We start from the raw sequence: 17,603 nt of genomic DNA, 5'->3' as shown, positions 1-17,603 counted from the left end.
ATTCTTTTTCCATTGCTCTGATGATCTGTCCCTTTGTTAAAGAGTGGGTATTCACATCATGGATGAGAGAAGCCAATAAAAGGTACAGCTCAGGATTTCCCATGACAGCATCTGAAAATGTTTTCACCAGAATTAATTTTCGGGAAACAATATTTTGGGCAGTAATATACTCACTGCTGACATTGATTTCTATATTCAATTCCTTTTTTATAGTTAAACTGAAGTATTTATCAATAAAATTTTTATCTCTTACCAAATCTATAGGTTCAGCTTCTATATGATCCATACGCTTATTTTACTCCTGTTTATTTTCCAACAATTATTATACCGTGTTACATCGTAATACCACAGAACGGATGATCAGAAAATTTTAATTATCAGAATGATCAGATTATCATTTCTTTTTATTCCAGGTTTGGATAAGATAAAAAACAGGGTATTATACAGGAAATACCCGTTCACCATTGTTCACAGAATCTATTTCTATTTGCTTTAATTTTGCTTATATATGAGGTGGATTTAGTATATTTGTAAACTATTTAACAGAAATGAATTACACGCTTATTAAAGATTATATAGACCTGCTGGAAGAGTTTGAAACTGAAGTCAGTAATAGCCCAGAGTCTTATCCGGTAACTATTCAGGGCTTTAAAGCATGGATTTCTGGTAAAGGGAATATGGAAGAACATCACCCTGAAGAGCCCTACTGGGAAGGCAAGGAGAACGGAAGAACGCCGGAGAGTGCCATCAGTACATTACTTGTTCATCTTAACCGGTATGCAAAAACCTATTCAAAGTCTGCCATCTCACATTCTGAATTTTCTACTCAGGAAGATTTTATTTATCTGATTAATCTTAAAGCTTTCGGGGAAATGACGAAAATGGCGCTTATCAAAAAAAATATCCATGATAAGCCGGTAGGGATGCTTATTATCGCCAGGCTTTTGCGCCAGGGACTTATAGAACAGACAGATTCTGATGTAGATAAACGCAGTAAATTAATCCGTATTACCGAAAGAGGATTAAAGGTCCTGGAAAATCAAATGGAAAAAATCCGCCAGGCTACCAATATCGTTGCCGGAAATCTCAACCACTATGAGAAAATGGAACTGATCCGTATTCTTAATAAGCTGGATCGCTTTCATTATCCTATTTTTTCACGGAACATCAATCCTGATGAGCTGATCAATACGGTGTATGATGAGTATGTATTTAAGGGTTCTTAATATTTAAAAGTGATAGTTAACCTAACCTTATTTTTATAATTAATTCCTTTATTCACCTTAATAAAATTACTGGATCTGATGTGTGATTTGCAAGAAAATAAAAACCAAACAGACTGCGGGATGAGTAATGTATTTGAAAATTATCTGTCCTCAGCAGGAGGATTATCACCCGATGAAGTCAACTTTTCTTTGCAGTTCTTCAAACCGGTTCACTTAAAAAAGGGTGATTTTTTTATTCATGAAGATGAAATCTGCCGTTATATTGGATTTATTGCCAGTGGTGCTGTAAAAGCATATGCTACCGACAAAGAAGGTAAGGAAAATATTACCTGCTTCAAGTTTGAAAATGAATTTGTCACCTCGTTTTCCGGGTTTATAGCGCAGGAGAAATCCGGAAAAAGCTTCAGGGCTGTAGAAGATAGCATAATCTATAGCATAAGTTATCCAGACTATCAGCAGCTGCTGGAAAAGGTGGCTGCTCTGAACGGAGTTACAAAATCGGTGATAGAGCAGGAGTATATTCAAAAGGAACGTTATCTTCTGAATTACAATAATAAATCCGCCGTAGACAAATACCGTCATGTCTTATCTGATGAACCGATGCTCGTAAAACGGATATCGACACAGGATCTGGCTTCATACCTTGGAATCACACAGCGATCACTTACCCGGGCGAAGGGACAAATCCACAGACCCGGCATATTATAGGACAAATGTCCTTATGCCATACTGATCGGCAATGTAGATTTGCAGAAAAAAAATTATGCCACATCAAATTGCTCCTGAAGTATTCCATATTCCACTCATGCCGCGAAACAGTATCAATTGCTATATTATTGAAGGTGTTCTGGTAGACTCAGGAATACGAAGTTCGTACACAACCATAAAGAAAATCCTGCAGAAATTCCCTGTCCATCAACATGTACTAACCCATGCCCATGCAGACCACCAGGGCTGCAGCGATCATATATGTGCAGAGTTCAATATACCCCTGCTGTGCCATCCCAATGAAGTTTTCAGGACTGAAACAGGTCTCGTAACCAACGACTATCCGGCTCCGCAGCATTGGCTGGCAAAGCTTCAGCAGAAATACTGGGCGGGTCAGGGACATCAAGTAGGGCAGACCATCGTTGAAAACGATAAAATCGGAAATTTTCAGGTAATAGAAACCCCAGGACATGCGGGAGGTCATATTTCCTTGTTCCGCGAGCAGGATGGATTACTGATCATTGGGGATGCCGCTACCAATATGAACCTGCTTACGACAGTGCCGGGACTTCGGCTTCCTCCCAATATGTTCACCACAGATCAGCAGCGCAATATCAAATCGCTTCAGAAACTGGCAGAATTGAATCCGGCTACTATCTGCTTTGGTCACGGACCGGTCTTACGCAATACAGATCGACAGTTTGAGAAATTTGTAAAGACTTTAAAAAATGATCAGAGTTAAATGGTTTAAAGAAAACCGTTTAACTTTTCTACCACATTAGCCCAAAGCCTGTCTTTCATATTTTTTTTGAAAAAACCGAAATGATCAATTTTTTTCAATCCTAATTCCGAAGGAACCAATTTTGTGAAGGTGATCTCTTTTTTACTGTCAATATGCTGCCAGTATGTTTCTGTGTTCTTCTGGCTTGAAATGGTATCATCCGTAGTCCAGAATAAATGAATGGGGAATGTATAATTCTTGAAATGCCCTACAGGTACACTTCTACCATAAAATTGAGCATCGAAAAAATAATCTCTCTTTTCAAGCCAGGTACGCCACTCAAACACTACATTCCTGGGCAGGTTTTCCATTAACCCAAAGGTTTTGGCTTTCACATAGCCTGTCATGAAAACACTTACCGGTGCAAAAATGTAAAAATAGAAATAAGCCTTCATCCTGTAATAAGGAGGCATATTCCTGTAATAACCTGCTGATACCGCAAAATTGACCATTCCTTTTACATTCTCCAGGTTTTTCATAAATCCTATTTGCTGTCCACCGGCACTGTGCCCGACAATCATAAACGGAAGATCAGGAAACCTGTTATTCAGAAAATTTTTGATGGCGGGCATATCTTTGACTCCATAATCTGAAAAAGTAAACTCGCAGGATCTCAGATTGCAGGAAGAAGAATCTCCGCTTCCTCTGTAATCCCAAAGGCAGCACAGAAAATCATGTTCAGCAAGATAGGTGAGGAAAGACAGATAAAATTCTTTTCTAGTTGCGGTGCCGCAGTTAAACTGGATCACGGCCTTCGGATGTTCCGGAATAAGAAGAATGCCTTTAAGCTTTACACCGTCTTCACATACTGTTTCAAAATTTTCCGTTTTCATGTTTCGATTTAACTTAAAAAATTAATGATACGTTATAAATTAAACTGTATCCATTTTCTCTGTTAAATTTAATAAATACCCTGATTCCTTTATCATATTTAACTATGCAGTACTAGGTTTCTGTATCATGATTTTGAAAGTTATCCAGCTTTTATTCAGGTGTATATTTCATGACAATATAATTACCGGGATCTTCGGCAGAAGTATTTTTTACTTCCAGAAATCCTGTTTTTCTATATAAATTGTACGCTTTGTCATTTCCGGGTGTAACTTCCAGGAAAATTTCAATATCATTAAACTGTCTGCCTGCTTCATGAATAACAGCTTCAATTAATCCCTGACCAATATTCTTTCCCTGGAACTCTCTTTTTATATACATTTGGTAAAGAGTACCTGAGTTTTCGTCACTTTTAACAAAAGCACAGATGCCTATCAGCAAATCATTTGAGAATGCACCCACTACAAATTTTCCCAAAGTCTGTTCTTCAATGTCGTTTTCCATCTGAAATTTTTCAATTTTACTGGCTTCCTGATAGGTTGCGCAAAATGACTCAGGAAACTGTTCCAGACTTTCCAGACGGATGGCCCGATATGCTTTACTTTCTTCAGGAAGAAGTTGGCGATAGCTGATATTCATACTGATAAGATTTTTCATAAGATCAATATACAAATATGGAGATAATTTTGTTTGTCAAAATAATTTATCAAAAATTATAAAACAAGCTTATCTTCTTGTAACAAATTTCGTTTCAGGTAGTCTTATTAAAATAAAGCATATACTTTTTGACAGAAAGTTCATAAAAGCAGTCTTTAAATGGTAAAAAGTGTTTGCTTAAATGAGAAATATTACAATATTTTATCTGAATGTTACATTTTTGCGAAATAACCTGTTTATTTCACAATGAACATGATAATTTATGTATATTTATAACACTTATTGGGGAATAATATTAGAATAACGATAGAAAATTATCAACTTATTTTTAAGTAAGTGAATAGGTAGATATGTAGATATACAGGGAAAAGTGGTGCTGATGGGAAAAATTAATGTAATCATTTTTAAAAATAAAACGATCCACTCAAAGGCTATCAAAGAGATATTAGCCTTTACAATCTTCATGGGGCTGATTCTGGTTATGTTTTCATGTCATCAGGAAACTGATAATACAGACCGGGAAAACTTTGATGTATCTCTGTTGACCCAAAGCTCCGATCTTCAGTTGTCTGGTGAATATGAGGCTTTTGTTAAGCTTAATAAGGAATACCTGAAGAAAGCGGCAAAAATAAAATATACAGCAGGAAAAGGTCTCTGCTATCTGAATATGGCAGGCGTAAATGTTTCTGCAGGAAATTATGAAAAAGCCCGGTTTTTTTTCAATAAAGCAGAAAAAGATCTGATCAATTCCGGAAATTCTTACCATAAAGCAGCATTCTATGATGATTACAGTCTCTATTATTCTCATCTTAAATTAAACGATAAGGCTATAGAATGCAATAACAAAGCATTTTATTTTCTCAAACAGGCCGGAAAAACGAAGCTTAGCCAAAAACTTCTACCCAGACTTTATGTAAACAAAGGAATTTACTATGCATGGAAAGGATGGCTGGGAACTTCTCTGAAATGCTTTACAAAGGCAAATGTGTTGGAAAATTCGGCGTACACCAATTGTATGGTGGCACAGTACTATTTATTTACCCATAAACCTGATTCTGCAGGTATATACATCAGCAAAGCAGATGAAAAAATGATCAGTCAGAAAACTACAGATGTGGAATCTCTTTGGGTATATTATACAATGGGATACTACTATAATGAAATTGAAAATAGCGAACAGGCTGAAAAAGCATTAAAAAAAGCACTGGAAATTAATATCAAGACAAGACGGACCTATTCTTCACATATCAAAGAAGTTTATAAATCACTTGCAGAAGTATATAAGAAAAAAAATGACGGAGGGAAAGCCTATTTTTATCTGAAGAAATATATGGAAGAGGAGGGAAGATTTGATGCAGAACGATTTGCCGTTATGAATAAAGCTACCGAAGATTTTATTTCGGAAATGAAACAGGAATCGGACTGGCATAAAAATGATCTTCCGTTATTTATTGCACTGTCTATCACAGTACTTACTGTGTCAGGAGTTTATGTACGGAAAATGATTAACAGATTACAAAAGAAGAAGAATACTTTAAAAGAACAGACCGACGCACTTAAAAATCATGTCCAGACAAAACAACTTCAGGAGGTGACTGAACTTGCTAAAAAAAATGATTCTTCTTTCTTGCTGAAATTCAAAGAGCTCTTTCCTGAATTTATTAAATCGCTGCTGGCGATCAATCCGGATCTTGAAAATTCAGAACTGGCTTTCTGTGCAATGCTGAAATTACGTTTTTCATCCAAAGAGATTGCAGATTATACTTTTGTACAGCATAAATCTGTTCAACAAAAGAAATACAGGATCAGAAAAAGACTGAATATTCCCGGAGAAACAGATATTTACGACTTTTTTGAAAACCTGGCGGAATAAAAAGTACATCACAATAAAAGCAGAATGATTCTGTTTTATGAAAAGATTTATTGTTGATCTTAGCAGAAATAACCATTGAGAATTTTAAAATTATACAGACTGTTTTTCTCCGGATAGATCATTTTTAATCATAATATATACATGAATTTAGCTTAATTAGAGAGACATATGATGCGTATTTTTCTTTTTGTGTTACTTTTTGTTTTAGTTTCGTGCCATTCCCATTCAAAGAAAGAGGCTGAAAAGAAATTTGACGTTGCTTTACTGAGACAGAATGAAAAGTTAAGGCTTGGTGGAGAATATGATTCACTCATTAGTCTTAATAAAAGATATTACAAACAGGCCGATGAAATGAATTATCAGGATGGGAAGGCACTATGCTATATCAATCTGGCAGAACTTAATATATCGCTTGAAAACTTCCAGAAGGCGCAGATTCTTTTTGATAATGCAAAGGAAATTCTGGATGATTCGGAAGACAACCTGCACAAAGCAAGATTTTACAACGTGTATGGCCGCTTCAATGTAGAGCTCCGAAGGCTTGATAAAGCTTTTCAATACAATAATGAAGCAATGAGTCTTATCAGTAAAAGTGATCATTCCCCGCTTAAAGACGATATCCTTTTCAGTATTTATTTCAGACAGGCTATTTATCTTGTTCAAAAAAAGGAGTACCAAAAAGCACTGGGGTATTTTCATAAAGCAAAACGGCTGGACGATACCGGTCTTGCAGATTGTGCAATAAGCGATTATGTCTATATGCATAAAGACAAAGATTCTGCATATAAGTATATAACCATTGCTTATAATAAAGCCAATCTAAGAGGTAAAGAAGATGGAATAGCCCTCTATGCCAATACCATTTTGGGGGAATATTTTCTTTATGATAAACAATATGATAAGGCGGAACAGGCTCTCATCAAAGCATTGAAAATCAATGATAAAACAAAACGTATCTATGTTTATTATGGCAAGTATATCTATAACGATCTCAGAATGTTATATGAACGTACCGGAGATAAAGAGAAGGCCTATTTTTATTTGAAAGCCTATACAGAGGCTTTCGACAGAACCAATACCTCTTTGCTGGCTACCATTAATCAGGATATGGAGTCTTTTATTACAGTCACCCAACAGGATGCGGATCACCATAAAAGCAAAATATACTGGATTATTTCCCTGTCGTTTTTAGGGCTTTGCCTGCTGGGGGTATATGCCTGGAGAATTAGTATTGCCTTGAGAAAACGAAAAAAAATTCTTGCCCGGGAAGCTGAAAATCTGAAAATAAGAATGAATGACAATAAGCAGGAGGAAATTATAGAACTTGGTAAAAAGAATGATCCTGAGTTCCTGGATCGTTTTAAAGAAACCTATCCCGAGTTTATCCCTCAGCTTTTTATGATTAACCCCAATCTTGAAAATTCCGAACTGGTTTTCTGTGCAATGCTGAAATTACATTTTTCTTCTAAAGAAATAGCAAACTATACGATGGTTCAGCATAGAAGTATTCAGCAGAAAAAATACAGGATCAGAAAAAAATTGAATATTCCCGGGGATACAGATATTTATCATTTCTTTGATACCTTACAATAATCCAAAAAAAAACTGTCTGATTCATCAGGTCAGACAGTACTCGAAATATTCTCTTTTCACCACCCGGTTTTTTTTAGTGGTCTCAGTGCTCAAATATGAAAATTTTTGACGGAAACATGAAAAAATACGATACTACACGGATACTACATGTTATATTTTTGATTTTAAATATCTGATATTTAAATAATTATGATATTTTCTTAATTTGTTAATCCTTTCATGAAAAGCAGCAGTAGTTCTTTGGAAGTTTCTCCTTTTTTATACTGTATTCCTGATTATTTCTCTTTTTTTCTTCCTCTTTTTAGTTGATTTTCAATATGTTTTTTCATCCGTTTTTTAGGTTGGAATTGTATTCATTCTTACTTATAAAAAACAGAATTTAGCAAGACAAAATTGAGTGTAAAATGTAATTGACTGATAATTAATTAATTGTAAGTCCTGATGTATACGAGTAGTATCATTTATTTTTGTTTTTTATTGGGAATATACAAGTTTTGTGAAGTGATTTGTTGTGAATTTTTCATCATTGATTTCATTTTGTTGAACTTATGATAATGCTTAAGTGGATTAACCAGAATCCAAAATGATCTTTTGATAAAAATGAGCCACCTATACTCATACAACCAAAGTAATTTTAAATAAATCTATGAAAAAAAGAATTTTATTCGTTTGTGCATTAGCATCTTGTTTTACGGTTTTCAATGCTCAGAGATGGGAATCTGCCTCACAGAAAACTTCACAGATAAGAGAAGGAGTAGAAGTACAACATTCTTATAGAGTGGATCTGAAATCTCTTCGCGAAATGCTGAGAAATGCTGAAGAAACCGGGAAAGGAGCAACACCAGTTATTATTTCTTTACCCACGGTTGAAGGGAAGATCGAAAAGTTTGCTGTCTATAGCAATCCGGTTATTGATAAATCCCTGGCCGAAAGATATCAGCTTGGGTCATATGTAGGAGTGGGCGTAGATGATCCGTCTAAATATTTGAGATTCAGTACCTCTCCCTATGATATGCAGTCTATGATCATTAAAAATGGTATTTTTCAGTTTATAGAACCAATAAGTGCTGATAAACAGACTTACGGCGTATTCTATAAATCAAAGAATGAAGGAGAGCACGGCTTTAAATGTGACACAGGAGAACATGATTTTAAGAGTATTAATAAATTGGTAGAGAATGGTAAAAAAATGCTTTCCGGAGTGGGGATTGCCAGCAGACCTACCAATACAAAATACAGAGATTTTAGAATGGCATTGTCCGTTACAGGAGAATACAGCCAATATCAGTTAACAGCGGCGGGAACTCCGGCCAATGCGACCGACGACGTAAAAAAAGGCGTTGTACTGGCCGCCATGAACAATACCATGACCCGCATAAACGGGGTTTTTGAACGGGATTTCGGAGCCCATTTAACGGTTCAGAATATTCCGGATATCATCTATCTTGATCCGGCAACAGATCCTTATACAGGGAATTTGAATCTCCAGCTGCAACAAACCCTTACCTCTGTAGTGGGAAATGCCAACTATGATATCGGCCATGTTCTTAATCAGAATGCTGAGAGAAGTGGAAACGCAGGAGGAATCGGAATTGTCTGCATCGATCCGGCGACTAATACTGAAATAAAAAAAGGCTCCGCTTACACCCAGGGACCTGTTCCGGTGGGGGAAGTTTTTGATTTTACGGCAGCCCATGAAATGGGACATCAGTTGGGAGCTAATCACACATTTTCAAATACTTCTGTCACAGATGCCAATCAGGGTGCCAATGTAGAGCCTGGAGGAGGTACTACTATTATGGGCTATGCCGGGATTACCTATGATAATGTTCAGGCTAATGCTGACGGATATTTTCATTATAAATCCATTGATCAGGTATTAACTAATTTAGAAAGTAAAGTTAATTGCGGAGCCTCTCAAAACATTATCAACAATACTGCTCCCGCCATTAATCCTTTAGCTGCTTATAGTATTCCTAAAGGAACTGCTTATTATCTTGAAGCTTCAGCTACAGATGCTGAAAATGATTCTGTGAACTATACCTGGGAACAGAATGACAGTACTGATGAATTTTCTACCATTTCCGGCGATAGCGGATGGGGATACAATCCAAAAGGAGCTTTGGCAAGATCAGTTCCCGGAACAGCAAACGGAAGAAGGTATTTTCCCAACTTTGCAAGTGTGATGAATGGAATCCTGACAGACAAACAGAGATGGGAAACAGTATCATATATCCCGCGAACATTGAACTATGCGGTAACGGTACGGGATCTGAACGCTCAGCGTCCCATGGTTTCAAGCTCAACAACTACAGTGACTGTAGGGAATGACGGGCCATTCAAATTCAACGGACTGACCACATCTTCAGTATTGTATAATGATGCACTAAACACAATCTATTGGGAGGTTGCCAATACAAATGCAGCCCCTTATAATACAGCGAGCGTGAAAATAGATTATACTACAGATAACGGTGCAACCTGGACAAATCTTGTCGCTTCAACTCCAAACACCGGAAGCTATAGTGTACAAATGCCGGGTAATATAAGCGGAGCAGTAAAATTAAGAGTGTCAGCTGTAGGGAATATCTTTTATGCAGTTTCTCCTGCTGTTACTGTGGGAAGTGCACCTACTTCGACTGCATCAGCGCCTACAGGAGTTTCCACGATAGATACTGAGGTTTTCAAAACAACAGCAAGGGTATCCTGGAATAGTGTTCCCGGAGCTGCTTACTCTGTCAATTACAGAAAAGCAGGAACAGCCACCTGGTCTAATGTTGCTAGCCAGGCAAATTCTGTAGTTCTGAATAATTTAGAAGATGAAACCAATTACGAAGTTCAGGTAGCAGCTGTGGTAAATTCAGTTCCCGGAACTTTCTCTAATAATTATACATTTAAAACAAAAGGATTAAAGACAGGAGTTGATTACTGCCTTTTAAATTCAGGTTCACCTTATGTAGGAGCCATCTTAAAAGTTACCGTTGCGAATCTTGATTTTAGTGATCTTACAGCAAAATCCTATAAAGATTTAAGCGAAGATCTTACTAAAGTTGTTAATTTGACACAAGGAAGTACCTATACGCTTACGCCTAGAATAGGGAATCTGTTGCAAAACGGATTGCCGGTAAATCTATCTGCCTGGATTGATTACAATAGAAACGGAGTATTTGAATCTACAGAAAGGGTAGGACAGACTTCAGCGACAACAAATGCAGGTAATATAGCGTTGCCTGGTTTTAACTTCACCGTTCCTGCTACCACTTACTCCGGAGATAAGGTGTTAAGAATGAGGATGGTTGGTAAATTCGCAACGAGTGCCCTGAACAGCGTATGTGGTGAGTTGTCAAGCCAGGCTGGAGGTATTATGGATCTTCCTGTGAAAATTACCGCGAGTACACTTGCCGTGAGAGAAACGGTAGATACAAAATCATCAGAGGTATCTGTTTATCCTAATCCTGCAGATACATTTGTAGAAGTGAAAAACCTTAAAGGTAAAGGCGACTATAAAATCTATAGTGCGGATGGAAGACTTGTTCAGGAAGGTAAGATTGACGGAAAGATCAATGTAGCTTCTCTGGTAAAAGGAATGTATGTGATTACAATAAAAGATGACAAAAATACTTATAATACCAAATTGATCAAGAAATAACACATATGAACCTCCGCACCCGGATCTAAAAGCGGAGAGAAAAAGAATTTATTAAACTAAAAAAAGGCTGTCTCTGTATTGGAGGCAGCCTTTTGTTTTACTTTGATGTCAAATGACCGTTAAAAAAATCGAGCATGATGGTTAATGATTTTTCAGAATGCATCCGTTCTCCGTTTTGCAGGGATTCTTTTGTGGCAGCAGCAGCTCTCTTACGCATGTGGTGTTCGTAGGCGGAAATAGCTTCCTTTACAGTAGTATAATTGTTATCTGTTAAATGTTCGCTCAGTTCCAGGGCATCCAGCATCGCCATATTGGCGCCTTCTCCTGCAAAAGGAGGCATCACATGTGCTGCGTCACCAATCAGAGTCAGGTTAGGCTGTGTTTCCCAGGTCTGATCCAAGGGCATAGAGTAAATCAGGCGTGGAATAAAAGGAGTTATTGCATTTTCAAACAATTCTTCCCAGATAGAAGCCCATTCGGAATATTCTGTTTTGAACCATTTCAGCATCTGCGCTTGATCGGAAAAATCAAGACCGCTGGCGGAAGGCCAGTTTTCATCGGCTTTAAAGCTTGCATAGAACCCGAGATCTCCATTGCCTTTTTGTCCCATTAAAATATTTTGAGAATTTCCGAATGCCATTATTTTTCCCCCTTTGATCAAAGTATCAATCTGAGGTGCATTTTCTTTTGCAACATTTCCTTCCAGCATTATGATTCCTGAATAAACAGGTTTATTATTATTGAGATAAGGACGGATTTTAGAATTGGCACCATCTGAAGCAATGACAATGTCAGCGTACACTGACTTCCCGTTTTTAAAATGAAGCAGCCAGCCTTCATTCTGTGGTTCCATAGAAAGAAAATGACTGTCCCAGATTACCGTTTCAGGATGCAAAGATTCTAACAGCATATTTCGTAACGGGCCTCGGTCTATTTCAGGACGGAAATGTTCATGACCAAAATCCTCTTCAGGTTTCGTTTCGTGATCATTAAAAAATATTTCTGCCTTTTCATTCATGATCAGTGTTCTGTCTGCTCCGGGACGGAAAACCTGTTTAAACTCTTCCAGAAGTTCCGCTTTACGGATGGCTGCCAAACCTGAATCTTCATGCATATCGAGTGGAGAACCCTTTACGCGTGCATTTTTGTTGAAGTCTCTTTCATATACTTTTACATCTGCACCTTTCAATTGTAAAAGTCTTGCCAGTGTAAGTCCTGCCGGACCGCCACCAACGATTGCTATTGATTTATTGTCTATCAGCATTGTTGATTTAAATTTTACATGGCAAATTTATCTTCCTTTCAACACGGATAATAGTACAAATCGGTCGTTTTCATTTCTGGATAATTCTTTGGGAGCAACCCCGGAAAATTTCTTTACTTCTTTGATGAAATGGTTCTGGTCTGTATAATTGAGTTCCGGGAAAAGCCTCCCTTGGGCAATATGTTCCAATGATGCTCTGAAACGTAAAATAGTAGAGTAGGCTTTTAATGACAGGCCAAGTTGTTTGGTAAAGTACCGGTTAATCTGTCTGCTGCTCCAGCCTGTTTTTTCAGAAAGTTCCTGCACGCTCATTTCTCCTTTTGAGGCATATACCAGCTCAAAAAGTTTTCGTTTTCTTTCATCTACTTTCAGTGGGAGCAGTTCTTTTATTTTTTGGGTTGCTTTCGTACAGCAATGGCTGAAATCCTTTATATCATAGGCTTTAAAATTCCAGAAATCAGGAGAAAGCTCTTTTCCGATATTCAATAAATCAGCAATGGAGGTATTCAGAATGTATTCAACTGCAAGAGGTTTGAAACTTACAACAAAAGTAGTCATACGGGGAGCTATAAACCTTTGCTCAGGATAGGTTTCCAATCCGAGAAGCGTAACATGAAAAGGTTCTGAAGCCGACTGTGAAAAAAATAAATCAATTCTTCCATCCGGAATGATAACCACTTCCTTAGCTTCATCCGAAAGGTTCTGAAAAGTGCCCAGATTTTCAACGAAATCTGCAATCTCTTTATCAGGTTCGATGAAAAGGTAAGTGAAGTCATTCTCCATAGTAATGTCTTATGTCTTTTAAAGAAGAAAATTACAAAATACATCTGATCTATTAAAAAAGAATATAGTTTATTTAATAGGTTATAAATGCTATTTTTGTCGGGAGAGATTTAAAAACAAATATGCTGCAGCTTTTATTTTATGAACAAATCATCACTTAATGCCTACTTCCATTCCTTATTCAGTATCCAAGCTGAAGTAGTTGAAAAAATTACTGAAAAATTCAGTCATTTTGAGGTAAAAGCAAATACTGTTTTGCTGGATAAAGATACGATCAGTACCAAAACCTACTTCCTGGAAAAAGGCTATGTGCGGTCTTATATCCTGAATGAAGATAATGAGGAGATTACCACCAATATTTATACAGCTCCCTGCTTCGTTAATGATTTTCTGTCTTTTTTCAGACAGCAGCCTACCAAAGAAATATATCAGACGATCACCGAATGTGTCTTTTGGGAGACCGGATTGGAAAACGTACAGCATAATTTTCATAATATTCCTGAATTCAGAGAGTTCAGCAGGCTTCTTTTTGTTCTTAATTATTATACGATCCATGACCGGCTCATCGAAATGGCGAGTCAGAAGGCTTCCACGAGATATTTTAACCTGATGAAAAAAGATCCCGATATTTTTCAGCATGTTCCTTTGAAGGTGATTGCTTCTTACCTTGGGATCAAGGACAGTTCCTTGAGCAGGATCAGAAGGGATATTCATAAATTGTAATTTCTTTTCATTTGTCAAGTGATAGTTCAGGAATCATCGCTCATCTTTGCTTAAAAATAATTTCATGAACAAAAAACATATTGTTGTAGTAGGATTAGGTGGTGTAGGCGGTTATTTTGGATTTAAAATAAATCAGAATAATGAAACCACGGAAAAATATACCATTTCTTTTGTTGCCCGTGGAGCAACGTATGAGAAAGTGAAAGAAAACGGCTTGACTTTGTTATCTCCCGAGCATTCCAATTCTCAGACCCGTCCTGATGATATCCTGCAGAATATCAGTGAGATCAAAAATCCTGACCTGGTTTTGATCTGTGTAAAAGAGTACGATCTTGAAAATGTCTGTAAACAGTTGCAGGAAGTTATTAATAAAGATACTGTATTGCTTCCGATGATGAACGGAGCAGATATTTATGACAGAATCCGTAAAATAATTCCGGAACACACTATTCTTCCAACCTGTATCTACGTAGCTTCCCATATTAAAGAAAGAGGAGTAGTGGAACATAAAGGAAAAGCCGGAAAAATGATTGTGGGAAGAGATCCTGAGCATTTTTCTGCCCCTGTAGAATGGATTACAGAGCTATTGAGTGAAAGTAAAATCGACTTTGATTTTAAAGATAATTCATTATCAGATATCTGGACGAAATTTATTTTTATTGCCAGCTTCGGATTGGTAACAGCAAAGCATAATTCATCTATTGGAACTGTATGTACCGATGAACAGCAGCAGAAAGAAGCGGCTGAAATTATGAAAGAAATCAAACAGATCGCTGATAAGAAAGGAATCTATCTTCAGGAAGATATCATCGCTAAAACATTTGAAAAAGCCTCAACATTTCCTTTTGAGACTCCAACTTCCTTACAGCTTGATATTAATTCCGGAAAAAAGGATAATGAGCTGGAATTGTTTGCAGGTGCTGTATTGAAATATGGCGCTGAAACAGCTGTAGAAACTCCTTTTACTCAAAAAATTTACACCGAGATTAAAGAAAAAATAAGTGTATGCGAAAGCTGATGGGAAAGAAAATATAAGAAGGCGGGCTAAAGCCCGCCTCCATTGAAAATTAAATATAAAAGATACAAATTTTTTAGTCGCTTTCTTGCTTCATAGCGTTTATCAGACGACTCAATCGGGTACTTAGGCACTGTGCATAAATTTTTGCCGGTTTAATAATATTTCTTCAGTTTCCCGATGATCAGGGTCATCTACACAGCAGTCTACAGGGCATACCGCCTTACATTGAGGTTCCTCATGAAACCCTTTACACTCCGTACATTTTCCGGATACAATATAATACACTTCATCCGAGACTGCCTGATGATAAGCATCGGCATCACCTTCCGTACCGTCAGGAAATATGATATGTCCTGAAAGTTTGGTTTTGTCTTTCCAGCGCCAGTCAATAGCACCTTCGTAAATGGCTGAGTTGGGGCATTCCGGTTCGCAGGCTCCACAGTTGATACAGGCATCTGTTATTTTTATAGCCATATTGTTTGAATTTAAAGGGTTTAAAAAAGGGATTTCGTCAACGTTGAACAGTTCGGAAATCCCCGCTAAACTTAATTACAGCAGTTCAACACTGTTCTTTGAAAATAAGCAGCATAAAGTGTGCTATTTTTTATTTTAAATCATTAATATGCAGTGATTTCTGCCAGTACTTAGTCAATAATGGTTATTTTTTTAGAAGCTGCAATGCTGATAAGCTTATCAAACTTACCGGAATACAGATCCGAAATCTGAGAGGGTTGTTCTGCCTTAAATAATGAAGACCTGACAATCGGAACACTGAATGGCAACGGCCAGGCACGCAATGATTTGGCTATAGAATCCATGGCGTTAATTCCCTGCATGGCCTGGAGACCATCAGCCCAGCATACCAGCCCTACAGTTTTATCTGTGAGATAAGGCTCGTACCGGTTGGCGGTTACTTCAAGCCAGTCCAGACAGTTTTTCATTACTCCCGGAATGCTGCCGTGATAAAGCGGAGCCAGCCAGATATGCAGATCAGCATCTGTAAACATTTGAGCCATACGCTCTACGGCCAAAGGAGTTTTGGTAAGTGTGACATCGAATAGAGGAATGCCGGAGTCAGCAAGTGTAAAAATATCAGTCTGAATTCCCAACATTTTCAGGTGTTCAGAAAAATAATCCGAAATCAGTCCGGAAGTAGATAAGGTTCTTCTTTCCAGCGATCCGTTGAATATGATTGCTTTCATTTTTTAATGTTTAAAAATTACTTTGGGTAACCCTATTTCACCATACATCAGTGTTTTTACCAGCGGTTTCAGTAATCCTGCTGCTAATAAATACAATGAAGGATCATGATGAGTACTTGCGCGGACAACCACTTTCTGATTTTTATACTGTTTCAGATCAGCATAGATGAGACGGCGTTTCCATAGATCCAGCAGAACAGTTTCTGCATTGTTTAAATCAGCATAAGAAGCGTAAGGAGACAATTTTTCCATAATCAGCATATAAGCCCAGGGTGGAATAATAGCATCCGTAGAACAGATGATCGCTACTGCTTTTTCATTGTAAACAGAAAAATCCACCGCAGCAATTGATTCTTTAAATTCTTTCTCCTTAACAATCATTCCCATAAAAAGATGTTCTTTGATATCCAGTTCTACAATGTCCGTAGTAGGTTTGTAATCTGAAAGGTCAAGAGCAATAATGCCTGAAGCCTTTGCTTTATTGATAAAATTTTCCTCAGTCATAATTCGTTTACTTTCAGTATTATTTATCTTACTTTTGACAAGGCTTCTTCATATTTTCCTTCAACAGCAGACCAATCCAGTACAGACCAGAAAGCATCCAAATAATCTGCGCGTTTATTTTGATAATTCAGATAATAGGCATGTTCCCAGACATCTATTCCAAGAATCGGAAAACCTCTGTTGGTGGAAAGAATATCCATCATCGGATTATCCTGATTAGGAGTAGAACTGATGGCCAATGAGCCGTTGAATTTTACAAAAAGCCATACCCATCCTGAACCAAATTGCGACAAACCTGTCTTCTTCATTTCTGCTTTTAGATTGTCGAGGCTTCCGAAAGTGGCTGTGATATCGTCATGAAGCATGCCTTCAGGATTCAGCTTGGGTTGTGGAGAAATAATTTCCCAGAATAAAGAATGGTTATAGTGGCCGCCACCATTATTTCTGACAGCAGGACTGTATTCACTTATTCTTTGCAGTAATGAATCAAGGTCGGGATTGGTTTCATTGGTTTGTGCCAGTGCTGCATTCAGATTATCTACATAAGCCTGATGATGTTTCTGATGGTGAATGGTCATCGTTTCTTTATCTATATAAGGCGCCAAAGCATCGTAAGCATAAGGTAACTGTGGTAATGTAAATGGAGTCATTGTATTTATTTTTTTGATTAATGTCTCACAAAGGTAGAAATATATTTAAATAAAACAACTTTATGGTTGTTTTATTTATTTTCTGGTGAGTAGAAGTAAAATGTTGTAAATCTTTATTTTATCCTTGATTTTATAAGGTTA

Annotated in this window: 17 protein-coding genes; 8 read left to right on the top strand and 9 right to left on the bottom strand. The window is 37.3% G+C overall.

Going from position 1 to position 17,603, the window contains the following annotated elements:
* On the bottom strand, positions 1-286 hold a 286-nt coding region (locus AC5YGI_RS15690), incomplete at its 3' end, for a hypothetical protein (RefSeq protein ID WP_496168960.1).
* A gap of 262 nt (positions 287-548) precedes the next feature.
* Here AC5YGI_RS15690 and AC5YGI_RS15685 point away from each other — a divergent pair.
* The 3 genes from AC5YGI_RS15685 to AC5YGI_RS15675 all read left to right on the top strand — a co-directional run bounded on the left by AC5YGI_RS15685 (position 549) and on the right by AC5YGI_RS15675 (position 2,676).
* Complete coding sequence (locus AC5YGI_RS15685; protein WP_330745978.1) at positions 549-1,226, top strand: MarR family winged helix-turn-helix transcriptional regulator; 678 nt, start codon at positions 549-551, stop codon at positions 1,224-1,226.
* Between the two features lie 120 nt (positions 1,227-1,346).
* Complete coding sequence (locus AC5YGI_RS15680) at positions 1,347-1,934, top strand: Crp/Fnr family transcriptional regulator (protein WP_496168957.1); 588 nt, start codon at positions 1,347-1,349, stop codon at positions 1,932-1,934.
* A gap of 55 nt (positions 1,935-1,989) precedes the next feature.
* Positions 1,990-2,676 (top strand): MBL fold metallo-hydrolase, encoded by a 687-nt coding sequence (locus AC5YGI_RS15675; protein WP_496168956.1) that lies wholly within the window; start codon positions 1,990-1,992, stop codon positions 2,674-2,676.
* Between the two features lie 5 nt (positions 2,677-2,681).
* Here AC5YGI_RS15675 and AC5YGI_RS15670 read toward each other — a convergent pair whose 3' ends face one another.
* Positions 2,682-3,548 carry an alpha/beta hydrolase family protein gene (locus AC5YGI_RS15670; RefSeq protein ID WP_496168955.1) on the bottom strand — a complete coding sequence of 289 codons (867 nt, stop codon included), beginning with the start codon at positions 3,546-3,548 and terminating at the stop codon, positions 2,682-2,684.
* A gap of 151 nt (positions 3,549-3,699) precedes the next feature.
* Complete coding sequence (locus AC5YGI_RS15665; RefSeq protein ID WP_496168953.1) at positions 3,700-4,203, bottom strand: GNAT family N-acetyltransferase; 504 nt, start codon at positions 4,201-4,203, stop codon at positions 3,700-3,702.
* 379 nt (positions 4,204-4,582) lie between these two features.
* Between AC5YGI_RS15665 and AC5YGI_RS15660 the strand changes: the two genes are divergently transcribed.
* From AC5YGI_RS15660 to AC5YGI_RS15650, 3 genes are all read left to right on the top strand, one after another.
* Positions 4,583-6,076, top strand: coding sequence for a tetratricopeptide repeat protein (locus tag AC5YGI_RS15660; RefSeq protein ID WP_496168952.1), 1,494 nt, complete (start codon positions 4,583-4,585; stop codon positions 6,074-6,076).
* 168 nt (positions 6,077-6,244) lie between these two features.
* Complete coding sequence (locus tag AC5YGI_RS15655) at positions 6,245-7,669, top strand: tetratricopeptide repeat protein (protein ID WP_496168951.1); 1,425 nt, start codon at positions 6,245-6,247, stop codon at positions 7,667-7,669.
* Between the two features lie 646 nt (positions 7,670-8,315).
* Positions 8,316-11,318: a reprolysin-like metallopeptidase gene (locus AC5YGI_RS15650; protein WP_496168950.1), complete on the top strand. Its 3,003-nt coding sequence runs from the start codon at positions 8,316-8,318 to the stop codon at positions 11,316-11,318.
* 97 nt (positions 11,319-11,415) lie between these two features.
* Here the strand turns inward: AC5YGI_RS15650 and AC5YGI_RS15645 are convergent, their stop codons facing one another.
* Together AC5YGI_RS15645 and AC5YGI_RS15640 are read right to left on the bottom strand one after the other, a co-directional pair.
* Positions 11,416-12,582 carry an FAD-dependent oxidoreductase gene (locus AC5YGI_RS15645; protein ID WP_330745986.1) on the bottom strand — a complete coding sequence of 389 codons (1,167 nt, stop codon included), beginning with the start codon at positions 12,580-12,582 and terminating at the stop codon, positions 11,416-11,418.
* A 27-nt stretch (positions 12,583-12,609) separates the two neighbouring features.
* A complete protein-coding gene (locus AC5YGI_RS15640; protein ID WP_330745987.1) occupies positions 12,610-13,365 on the bottom strand; it encodes a helix-turn-helix domain-containing protein in 756 nt (251 codons plus the stop codon).
* 141 nt (positions 13,366-13,506) lie between these two features.
* Between AC5YGI_RS15640 and AC5YGI_RS15635 the strand changes: the two genes are divergently transcribed.
* Both AC5YGI_RS15635 and AC5YGI_RS15630 read left to right on the top strand, forming a co-directional pair.
* A complete protein-coding gene (locus AC5YGI_RS15635; RefSeq protein WP_110009727.1) occupies positions 13,507-14,088 on the top strand; it encodes a Crp/Fnr family transcriptional regulator in 582 nt (193 codons plus the stop codon).
* Positions 14,089-14,152: 64 nt separating this feature from the next.
* Positions 14,153-15,106: a ketopantoate reductase family protein gene (locus AC5YGI_RS15630; RefSeq protein ID WP_330745988.1), complete on the top strand. Its 954-nt coding sequence runs from the start codon at positions 14,153-14,155 to the stop codon at positions 15,104-15,106.
* Positions 15,107-15,229: 123 nt separating this feature from the next.
* Here AC5YGI_RS15630 and AC5YGI_RS15625 read toward each other — a convergent pair whose 3' ends face one another.
* The 4 genes from AC5YGI_RS15625 to AC5YGI_RS15610 form a co-directional block, all read right to left on the bottom strand.
* On the bottom strand, positions 15,230-15,580 hold the full coding sequence (locus AC5YGI_RS15625; protein WP_110009729.1) for a 4Fe-4S dicluster domain-containing protein: 351 nt from the start codon (positions 15,578-15,580) through the stop codon (positions 15,230-15,232).
* Between the two features lie 170 nt (positions 15,581-15,750).
* Entirely contained in the window at positions 15,751-16,308 is a 558-nt protein-coding gene (locus tag AC5YGI_RS15620; RefSeq protein WP_330745989.1) for an NADPH-dependent FMN reductase, read from the bottom strand.
* 3 nt (positions 16,309-16,311) lie between these two features.
* On the bottom strand, positions 16,312-16,812 hold the full coding sequence (locus AC5YGI_RS15615; protein ID WP_330745990.1) for a DUF2480 family protein: 501 nt from the start codon (positions 16,810-16,812) through the stop codon (positions 16,312-16,314).
* 23 nt (positions 16,813-16,835) lie between these two features.
* Positions 16,836-17,462: a superoxide dismutase gene (locus AC5YGI_RS15610; RefSeq protein ID WP_330745991.1), complete on the bottom strand. Its 627-nt coding sequence runs from the start codon at positions 17,460-17,462 to the stop codon at positions 16,836-16,838.
* Between the last annotated feature and the right edge of the window lie 141 nt (positions 17,463-17,603).

This window comes from Chryseobacterium sp. CS3K3.1, from assembly GCF_059515165.1.
The sequence above is the reverse complement of the archived record's forward strand: the minus strand, read 5'-3'. Positions and strand labels throughout refer to the sequence as shown.